The organism is Alloalcanivorax mobilis (genome assembly GCF_002864685.1).
Classification (GTDB): Bacteria; Pseudomonadota; Gammaproteobacteria; order Pseudomonadales; family Alcanivoracaceae; genus Alloalcanivorax; species Alloalcanivorax mobilis.
In genome coordinates this window covers 64611-73603 of record NZ_NMQZ01000026.1, presented here as the reverse complement: position 1 = coordinate 73603, position 8993 = coordinate 64611, and the positions used below count along the sequence as shown (strand labels likewise).

Below are 8993 nucleotides of genomic sequence, written 5' to 3'. Positions count from 1 at the left end.
CAAGCCGTACTCAACAGGTGCTTCTTTGAACAAGTGCTTCAGAGAGCATAACAAAAAATTTCCGGGAGAAATTTTTAACGTCGCGTCAGCGACGGCCCGAAGGGTGGCCGCCAGGGACGGCAGGCCATAAAAAATTTCCGGGAGAAATTTTTAACGTCGCGTTAGCGACGGCCCGAAGGGTGGCCGCCAGGGACGGCAGGCCATAAAAAATTTCCGGGAGAAATTTTTAACGTCGCGTTAGCGACGGCCCGGAGGGTGGCCGGCAGGGACGGCAGGCCACAAAAACAACAACACGGCGCAACGGACTCCACTATGTACGCAGTAATCGGCGCCGGCCCCATGGGGCTCGCCACCGCCAGGAATCTGAGCAAGCACGGGCTTGAGTTCGTCGGCTACGAGTTGCACGACGACGTGGGCGGGCTGTGGGACATCGACAACCCGCACAGCACGGTTTATGACAGTGCCCACCTGATTTCCTCAAAGGGCATGACCGAGTTCCGTGAGTTCCCCATGGACGGCGCGGTCGCCACCTACCCCCACCACAGCGAACTGAAGCGTTACTTCCGCGCCTACGCCGATCATTTCGATCTCTATCGCCATTATCGGTTTGGCTGCCGGGTGATGTCGGTGACCCCGGCCCAGGGTCGCTGGCGGGTGGTGAGTGAACGGGCCGGTGAACGCGAGGAGCGCGTATTCGATGGCGTGCTGATCGCCAGCGGCACCTTGCACACACCCAACCGGCCGGCGCTGCCGGGGTCGTTCGACGGCGAACTGCTGCACGCCAACGGTTATCGGCATGCTTCGCTGTTCGATAACAAGCGGGTGCTGATTGTCGGTTGCGGCAACTCCGCCTGCGACATGGCGGTGGACGCGGTGCATCGGGCGCGGCGGGTGGATCTGTCGGTGCGGCGCGGCTATTACTTTCTGCCCAAGTTCATTGGCGGCCGGCCGGCGGACGCGATTGGCGGCAAGCTGAAGCTGCCGCGCCGGCTAAAGCAGTGGCTGGACGCACGCCTGATCCGAATGATCGTCGGCAAGCCCAGCGACTACGGTCTGCCGGACCCGGACTATCGAATGTACGAATCGCACCCGGTGGTCAATTCACTGGTGCTGCACCACCTGGGTCACGGCGATATCACAGCGCGTCCGGCGATCGCTTCGGTGGCCGGTGACACGGTCACCTTCAGCGATGGCGGCCAGGCGAAATACGACCTGATTCTGATGGCCACCGGCTACCAGCTCGATTACCCCTTTATTGATCGGGCGTTGCTCAATTGGCAGGGCGACGCCCCCCGGTTGTACCTCAATGTGTTCCACCCGCGCCACGACACCCTGTTCATGATGGGCATGATCGAAGCCGCTGGATTGGGTTGGGAAGGCCGCAACGAACAGGCCGAACTGGTGGCGTTGTATTTGAAAGCGCGCCAGCAAAACCACCCGGCGGCGCGCGCCCTGGATGAGATCAAACGGGTACGCGCCGGGGTCGGTCTGGACGGCGGTTACCGCTATCTGGACGTGCCCCGCATGGCCTATTACGTGCACAAGGACAGCTACCGCGCGGCGCTGGCCGGCCACGCCCGCGCGCTGCGCCGGCCGCCACAATAACAGGAGGCCGTATGGGCCCGGATACCCCGATTCACTTTAACGCCGGCAGTCTGGTGGTGCTCAACGCGATCCTGGCGCTGATGATGTTTGGCGTGTCGCTGACCCTGCGCGGCGAGGATTTCCGCCGCGTGGTGCGCACGCCGGCGGCGCCAATCGCCGGTCTGCTGGCCCAGTTCCTGCTGTTGCCGGCGGCCACCTGCCTGCTCACCTGGGTGTTTGATGTGCCGCCGGAGCTGGCGCTGGGCATGATGTTGGTGGCCGCCTGCCCCGGTGGCACCTTCTCCAACGTGATGACCTGGCTGGGGCGCGGCAGCGTGGCGGTGTCGGTGAGCATGACGGCGGTGTCCAGCCTGGCCGCCACCGTGCTCACGCCGTTCAATTTTGCCCTGTATGGCTGGCTCAACCCGAACACCCGCGCGCTGGTCACCGACATCGCCCTGGCACCGGGCAATATCGTGCTGCTGGTGGTGTTGGTGCTGGCGTTGCCGTTGTTGGTGGGCATGTTCGTGGGGCGCCGCTACCCGGGCTTCGCGGAGCGCGCCCAGAAGCCGATGCGCTGGGCCACCCTGGCGGTGCTGTTCGGTTTCGTGGCCATTGCGTTCGCCAATAACATGGATGTTTTTCTCGCCAACGCGGACCGCATTCTCGCCCTGGTGGTGGGGCAGAACGCGCTGGCGCTGGGGCTCGGCGCGCTGGCCGGCGTGATCATCGGGCTCAACCGGGCGGACCGGCGCGCCGTTACCCTGGAAGTGGGGATTCAGAACTCGGGCCTGGGGCTGTCGATTCTGTTCACCTTTTTTCCGCAGGCCTCGGGAATGATTCTGATCGCCGCTCTGTGGGGCGTATGGCACTTGATCTCCGGCCTGACCCTGGCGCTGATCTGGTCGCGGGGCGGCGGGAGGCCGGCGCCATGAGCCGCATTCTGATCACCGGCGCCGCCGGTTACATCGGCCGCCAGTTGGGTGAGCGTCTGGCCGTGCACCACGACATTCTGGGCCTGGATGTTCAGGTGCCCGAAGGCCTGCCGTTCGCCTGCCTGCAGCGGGACATCCGCGATCCCGATCTGGCCACCCTGATGCGCGAACGCAGCATTGAACGGGTGGTGCATCTGGCGGCGGTGCTGGAGGATTCCGGTGACCGGGAGCGCGATTACGACATCGACGTCAACGGCACCCGCAATGTCCTGCGGGCCTGCGTGGCCGCCGGCGTAGAGCAACTGGTAGTGACCAGCTCTGGCGCCGCCTACGGTTATCACGCCGATAACCCGGCGTGGATCGACGAGCACGATGCGCTGCGCGGCAATCCGGAGTTCGCCTATTCCGATCACAAGCGCCGGGTGGAGGAACTGCTGGCCGACTACCGGCAACGGCATCCGCGTCTGCGTCAGCTGATTCTGCGCCCCGGTACGGTGCTCGGCGAGAGCACCCGCAACCAGATCACCGCCTTGTTCGAGCGGCGCAGAATTCTGGCCATCGCCGGGGCGCCTTCGCCGTTCGTGTTCATCTGGGACCAGGACGTGGTGGCGATCATCGCCGCCGGCGTCGAGCGCCACGCCGAGGGCATTTATAACCTGGCCGGTGACGGCGCGCTCAGCGTCGCCGAGCTGGCGGCGCTGCTCGACAAACCTCTGCTGACGGTGCCGGCGTGGTTGTTGCGTGGCGCCCTGGCGGTGGGGCACCGCCTGGGTCTGAGCCGCCATTCACCGGAACAGATCAACTTTCTGCGTTACCGGCCGGTACTGAGCAACCGCCGCCTCAAAGCAGAATTCGGCTACACCCCGGCGAAAACCTCCGAGCAGGTATTTCGCTTGTTCGTGGAACACGCCCGTGCCGGGGGCCGCCTGTGATCCCGCGCGCCCTAATTACGGGCGCCGCGTCTGGTCTTGGGCTGGCGTTGGCGCGGGTGATGTTCACCCGCGGCTACGGCGTTATTCTGGTGGATCGTGACAGCGAGCGGCTGGAGGCGGTAGTGGCCGGGTTTGCCCGCTGCGATCCGGAGCGGGTGGCCGGGTACGCCCTTGATCTGACCGACCACCAGCAACTGGCCGGATTGTTGGCGAGCATCACGGAGCTGGACCGCCTGGATGTGCTGGTCAACAACGCCGGCATCACCCACCGTTCATTGGCCGAGCGCACCGATCCCGAAGTGTTTCGAGCGGTGATGGCGGTGGATTGGCAGGCGCCGGTGGAACTGACACTCGGCTGCCTGCCCAAGCTGCGCGCCAGTGGTGGCAGTATTGTTAATATCGGCTCCATGGCCGGCTGGATGCCGGTGATCGGCCGAGCCGGCTATTGCAGCGCCAAGGCGGCGCTGGCGCAGTTCTTTGAAGTATTGCGTGCCGAGTGCGGGGCCGGCGGCCCGCACGTGTTGATGGTCTATCCCAGTTTTCTGAGCACGCCGATCGAGCGCAACGCGCTGGGCTTCGATGGCCGCCCGGCGCGCCATGCTCGCTCTTCAGTGGGTCGGATACGCAGCGCGGAGTGGATGGCCGAGCGCATCATGGTGGCTTTGGCGCGCCGGCGGCGGCGGTTGTTTCCGGATCGCTTCACATTGCTCTCCAGCCTGCTTTGGCGGATTGCGCCGGATCTTTACCTGCGTTTGATGAGTCGCCGCTTCGCCAGTGACCTGGAATGAACGGCGCAAACGCGACGTTGCCAGCAGGCAGCGGCGTTGCCTTGGGGTAGTATCGGGCTTACCCAGGTGAGGAGAGCGCCCCATGTCGACAGTGGAAATTCGACCGGTCAGCGGCATTGCCGTTGAGCCATGGCTGGATGAACTGGCGGATCTGCGCATCCGTGTATTCCGCGATTTCCCCTATCTTTACGATGGTTCGATGGCCTATGAGCGGGACTATCTGGACCGCTACGCACGCTCACAGCGCAGCGTGTTCGTGCTGGCGATGGAGTACAACCGGCTGGTCGGCGCCGCCACGGCGCTGCCGCTGCGCGACGCCGACCCGGAATTCCTGGCGCCGTTCCAGGAGCACGGGCCGGACCCGGACCAGGTCTTTTATTTCGGCGAGTCGGTGCTGTTGCCGGAGTATCGGGGCCAGGGCGTGGGCCATCGCTTCTTTGATCTGCGCGAGCTGTACGCCCAGGACTTCGGGCTGCCGATCACCACCTTCTGCGCGGTAAAACGGGACCTCGCGCACCCTCGCCGGCCCGGCCAATACCAATCCCTGGAGCCGTTCTGGGAGCGGCGCGGCTACCGCTGCGATGAGCGCCTGGTGGCCCGCTTTGCCTGGAAGGACGTGGGCGAGGCGCAGGCCACGGAAAAGGCCCTGCCGTTCTGGGTGCGCGACGCGCGAGTGGCCGTGAACGACACGTGAAAATGTAAAATATCGCCACGGGTACGATTTTCGCCTCATGTGGGCGAGGGCATCGGCCGTCTATAGTCGCAATCCGGATACAAGGAAAGACTATGGATTGGCCTTACCTCGTTGACCGCCTGCTGCGCGGTCTGATTATCATTGTGCCCCTGGCGGTGCTGGCGGCCATTATCGCCATGGCGGTTGCCGGCTAGCCCGCCACTTGCGCCCGCGCGTCGGTCCCCCGACGTTTCAGGCCCGTCGTCTCAAGAGCGCCACCGGATTGTTCATCTCCACCAGTTCCCAGCCCTGCCGCTGCGCCAGCCACTGGAAGGTGCGCGGCTGCCAGAAGCACACATGGGTGGGGTCGCGCCGATAGTGCCAGTGGGGAAAATGCGCGTCGTCGATCAGCCAGCGGGTCATCAGCCCCAGCCAGCCGCCGGGGCGCACCAGCCGGGCAAAGGTGGCCCATTCTCTTTCCGGCCAGTGAAGGTGCTCCAGCACCTCGGTGCAGGTGACGAAATCGTAGCGTTGCCGTAGCACACGCTGATCGTCGGCATAGAGGGGGTCGTAGACCCGGGTGGCGAAGCCGCGCTCCGCCATCAATCGCGCCAGCGCCGGGCCCGGCCCGCAGCCAAAATCCAACCCTTGGGCGCCGCGCGTCAGGCGCTCGCCAAGCGGCCTGGCCAGTTGATCGAGAAAGCGTCGATAGCCCGGGTCGTCCGGGTGGTTCTCATGCAGATCGTACTGCTGCTTCTCGGCCTGCCGGTCAGGCAGTTGGGCGGCGCCGAGAAACGTTAGCGAACAATGCGGGCAGCGCCAGTAATGCCGCTCGCCGACGCTGGCGAACGCGGCGCAATCACGGTGCCCGCACAGGCGGCAGGCTTCACTCACGGCGCCAGCCATTGTTTCAGGCACTGATAGGTGCGCGGGTCTTCCAGCATCGCCATGTGCCCCATGCGGTAGAACAGCCGGCGGGTCAGGTTGGGCGCCTCGCCATACAGACGCCGGGCCAGGCCGCTGTCCACCCGCACCAGCCAGTCGCCGCGCGGCGATGGCTCGCCTTGCTCGCTGATGCTGCCGGCCAGAAACAGCTGACGCACGGTCGCGTCCAGCGGCACTTTGCCGTAGGGGCGGGGTTCATCCAGCGGGCGCTGATGCCATTGTTCCTTGATCACGTAGCCGAAGCGCAGGTCACGGATGCCGTCGGAGCGCAGATTGGCCAACCGCATCAACGGCCGGGAATAGGGTGTCACGCCGAGCAATCGGTTGGCGCGGTTGCCCAGTTTCTCCAGTACCGCGCCCTGGTGCGGCGAACCCAGGCACGCCAACTCGCTGAGCCGGTGCACCCAGGCGTCGCCGCGTTGGCGGCCCTGGTGCAGAGCGCTTCGTGCCACCAGCCCGCCCATGCTGTGGCCAACCAGGATCAGGCGCGCGGGCAGCGGCCGCTGGTTGAGCAGGTCGGCCAGGGCGAGGCCGTTGTCGGAAATATGCAGGCCGGTGTTGTAGCGCACGGTGTGCACCCGGGCGTTCAGCGCCGGTTCGGCCCAGCGCACGAACTCCGCCTGCGCTGGATGATTCCAGCACGACTCATTCATGCACAAACCATGAATAAACAGGATCAGCGTGTCGCGCTCACCGGCGGTGGCCTGGGCCGGCAGCAAGGTCATCGGCAAGGCGTAGCGGCTGTGCTGTTGGGCGAGCAACTGGCCGAACACGCCGTTGACGATGCTCTGTAAATCCGGGTTGCCGCGCAGCTCCTGGCCCGGCTCCCCGATCAGGCCGGCCAGGGCAGCGGCCTGGCCGGCTTGCCGGAAGCCATAGCGAATCAACCCGTACACCATCGGCGCGGCGGTGTAGTCGCGGCCGCGCACCCCGAACGGATTGGCGATGGCGCCGTGCATATCCTGCGCCACCTGCGTGACCTCATTGCCCATTGTTGTTATCAGCTGGGCGACGCCGCCCAGCTGTTGGCTGATTTTTTTCATCGCCGGTCCTCGCCATGGGCAAAACGCCCGAACGCCGACGCAGGCTCCTTAACAGCCTGCGATGCAAGTCCCGATCATACCAAGGTAGGGCGCTGGTACCTATCCCGCGGGGTCTTGCGAGGCGCCGCCCTCGAAAGCCGACAAGCCGGTAAAATCCGTAAACAGGTGGGAAACGCATTCGTAAAATACGGGAAAATCACCGCTGGCTTGGTTGGCAACGTGGTGCTACGGCGATAGATTGCTCTCAATGTTTCAGCACACGTTCAAGGAGTGATTATGCGCACGTTCAGCAAATGGTTTGTGATCGCGGTATTCGGCGCCATGCTCGGTCTGGCTGGTTGTGATCAGCAAGGTCCGATGGAAAAAGCAGGCGAAAAAGTCGACAACACGGTTGACGACATGACCAACCAGGGTCCCATGGAAGAAACCGGCGAGAGCCTTGACGACGCAGCGGACAACACCAAGGACGCCGCCAGCGACATGGGCGACGCCATGGACGGCGACGACAAGTAATTTTCGTCGCAGCGAAAAGCTCTGAAAAAACCGCCGGCGGTTTCCGTTGGCGGTTTTTTTGTGGCTCGCCCCCGCTGATCTTTCGCCAAGGCGTCGCTGGCGACGAACCAGCCGCGTGGTCCGGCGTAGCGAAAACCCCGCGTTCATCGATTTGGATACATTCGACTACATCCGTTCACTCAAAGCGGACGCATTAGCACCTTGGAAGCGCCGCGACGGCTGGCTAGAGTAGCAGCGGGTGTGATCGCCCTGGCATCGGGCCAAGGAGGCGTCACTGTTCGCGCCGTTGGTCATCCGGATCATGAAGGTGAGTCGCGGAGCACGTTCATGTCCCGCCAGGAGTGTTCCGATGGGTTTCCAGAAACCGTTCCGGGTGTCTGATTCGCCACGGTGTCTCGCCATTGAGGCGGTGACCGGGCGTGCCGGTGCGCTCAATGAATATCTGGTGGTCTACCGCGCCGGCGCTGGCCGTCGGGGGCGGCGCGTGCGCAGCGTGCGTGAGTTGCGTTACGACATAGAACGATTGCGGGCCTGGGCCTGGTACCTTGCCGCCAGTTCGCGCCGGCCGTGGTGGTGGCGCCTGGTCACTCACCTGGGTGGTCTGTTTGGCCGCCGCCGGCGCGAAGCCAACGGCCGCCGGCGAGACCCCCGGCGCAGCATGCAGAGGTTGAGCAGTTTCAGCGTGATCGACCGTGCTTACGCGGCCCTGCAAGAAGATTTTCAGGGCCGCCTTCTGACCCTGGCGCTGCCCCAGACGGAGCCGGAACGCAGCGCCGCCTGCCGTGCCCATCTGACCGATAAAGTGGACACCTTGCGGGGCCTGCGTGGCGCTTTGGTCGCCGATGCCGGCCGTGCCGCGGTGGTGTGTGTGTTGTTGGCCGGAGTTCTGCGTTTGCGCGGCTGGCTGGGGCTGGACGTGGGGCTGGCGCCCGGGGAGCAATCATGAACGCCGGCACCGAGCCTGAGACACTGCCCGCGGTCTTTTCCCTGGCCGACCTGAAACAGCGTTTCCATGGCGATGAACAGGAGGCCATGGAAACCGCCCGGCGCTGGTTGCGCAGCGGCCAGGTGCGGCAGGTCGCTCCGCCAAGGCCGGTGTTCATTCGTGTCAGCGGCGCAGAGCCACCGGATCAGGCGCTGATTTGCCTGGCCCTGCGACGCACCTTCCCCTCGCTGGTGATTATTGGCGGGTCGGCGCTGTGGCGGCAGGGCATCAGCCGTGACCGCGACGCGCTGCTCGATTGCGCGGTGACGGAAACGGTGGGGCGCTGTCCGCTGCCGGATGTGCGCCTGCACCCGCGGCCGGCGGCCTGGCTGGAGGCGGTCTCACGCGCTGGCGGCCTGAGCGGTGAACTGCACGGCGTGCCAATGCTGAGTGCGGAAATGGCGGTGGCCGACGCCGCCGCGTTCGCCGACGTCTGGGTGCCGGATCGGGACGCCCTTGATTGGCGGCGTCTGTCCGCGACCCGTAGCGCGGCTGCCGAGCAGGCCTTGGCTCCCTTGCGGCCGGGCGTGCGCTGACGCTAGACGCTAGACGCTAGACGCCGGACGCTGGACGCTAAGATCAAAACCCGCGACTG

General features: G+C 65.1%; 10 protein-coding genes. 8 read left to right on the top strand and 2 right to left on the bottom strand.

Annotation, left to right across the window (positions count from 1 at the left end; genetic code table 11):
- Positions 1-312: 312 nt before the first annotated feature.
- The 5 genes from CGS25_RS13445 (at position 313) to CGS25_RS13425 (ending at position 4933) form a co-directional block, all read left to right on the top strand.
- Entirely contained in the window at positions 313-1605 is a 1293-nt protein-coding gene (locus CGS25_RS13445) for a flavin-containing monooxygenase (RefSeq protein WP_089033757.1), read from the top strand.
- A gap of 11 nt (positions 1606-1616) precedes the next feature.
- A complete protein-coding gene (locus CGS25_RS13440) occupies positions 1617-2519 on the top strand; it encodes a bile acid:sodium symporter family protein (RefSeq protein ID WP_101675790.1) in 903 nt (300 codons plus the stop codon).
- Positions 2516-3451, top strand: a complete 936-nt coding sequence (locus tag CGS25_RS13435) for an SDR family oxidoreductase (protein ID WP_101675789.1) — start codon at positions 2516-2518, stop codon at positions 3449-3451. The genes CGS25_RS13440 and CGS25_RS13435 overlap by 4 nt, the downstream gene beginning before the upstream one ends.
- Positions 3448-4239 (top strand): SDR family NAD(P)-dependent oxidoreductase, encoded by a 792-nt coding sequence (locus tag CGS25_RS13430; protein ID WP_332872161.1) that lies wholly within the window; start codon positions 3448-3450, stop codon positions 4237-4239. Before CGS25_RS13435 ends, CGS25_RS13430 begins: the two co-directional genes overlap by 4 nt.
- 82 nt (positions 4240-4321) lie before the next feature.
- Positions 4322-4933, top strand: a complete 612-nt coding sequence (locus CGS25_RS13425) for a GNAT family N-acetyltransferase (RefSeq protein WP_101675788.1) — start codon at positions 4322-4324, stop codon at positions 4931-4933.
- A 231-nt stretch (positions 4934-5164) separates the two neighbouring features.
- Here CGS25_RS13425 and CGS25_RS13420 read toward each other — a convergent pair whose 3' ends face one another.
- Positions 5165-5806 (bottom strand): class I SAM-dependent methyltransferase, encoded by a 642-nt coding sequence (locus CGS25_RS13420; protein WP_232802403.1) that lies wholly within the window; start codon positions 5804-5806, stop codon positions 5165-5167.
- A complete protein-coding gene (locus tag CGS25_RS13415; protein WP_101675787.1) occupies positions 5803-6900 on the bottom strand; it encodes a lipase family alpha/beta hydrolase in 1098 nt (365 codons plus the stop codon). The genes CGS25_RS13420 and CGS25_RS13415 overlap by 4 nt, the downstream gene beginning before the upstream one ends.
- 276 nt (positions 6901-7176) lie before the next feature.
- Here CGS25_RS13415 and CGS25_RS13410 point away from each other — a divergent pair, with 276 nt between their 5' ends.
- The 3 genes from CGS25_RS13410 (at position 7177) to CGS25_RS13400 (ending at position 8934) form a co-directional block, all read left to right on the top strand.
- Entirely contained in the window at positions 7177-7413 is a 237-nt protein-coding gene (locus CGS25_RS13410; RefSeq protein WP_089033751.1) for a hypothetical protein, read from the top strand.
- Between the two features lie 349 nt (positions 7414-7762).
- Positions 7763-8359, top strand: a complete 597-nt coding sequence (locus CGS25_RS13405; protein WP_101675786.1) for a hypothetical protein — start codon at positions 7763-7765, stop codon at positions 8357-8359.
- On the top strand, positions 8356-8934 hold the full coding sequence (locus CGS25_RS13400; RefSeq protein ID WP_101675785.1) for a hypothetical protein: 579 nt from the start codon (positions 8356-8358) through the stop codon (positions 8932-8934). The genes CGS25_RS13405 and CGS25_RS13400 overlap by 4 nt, the downstream gene beginning before the upstream one ends.
- Positions 8935-8993: the final 59 nt, after the last annotated feature.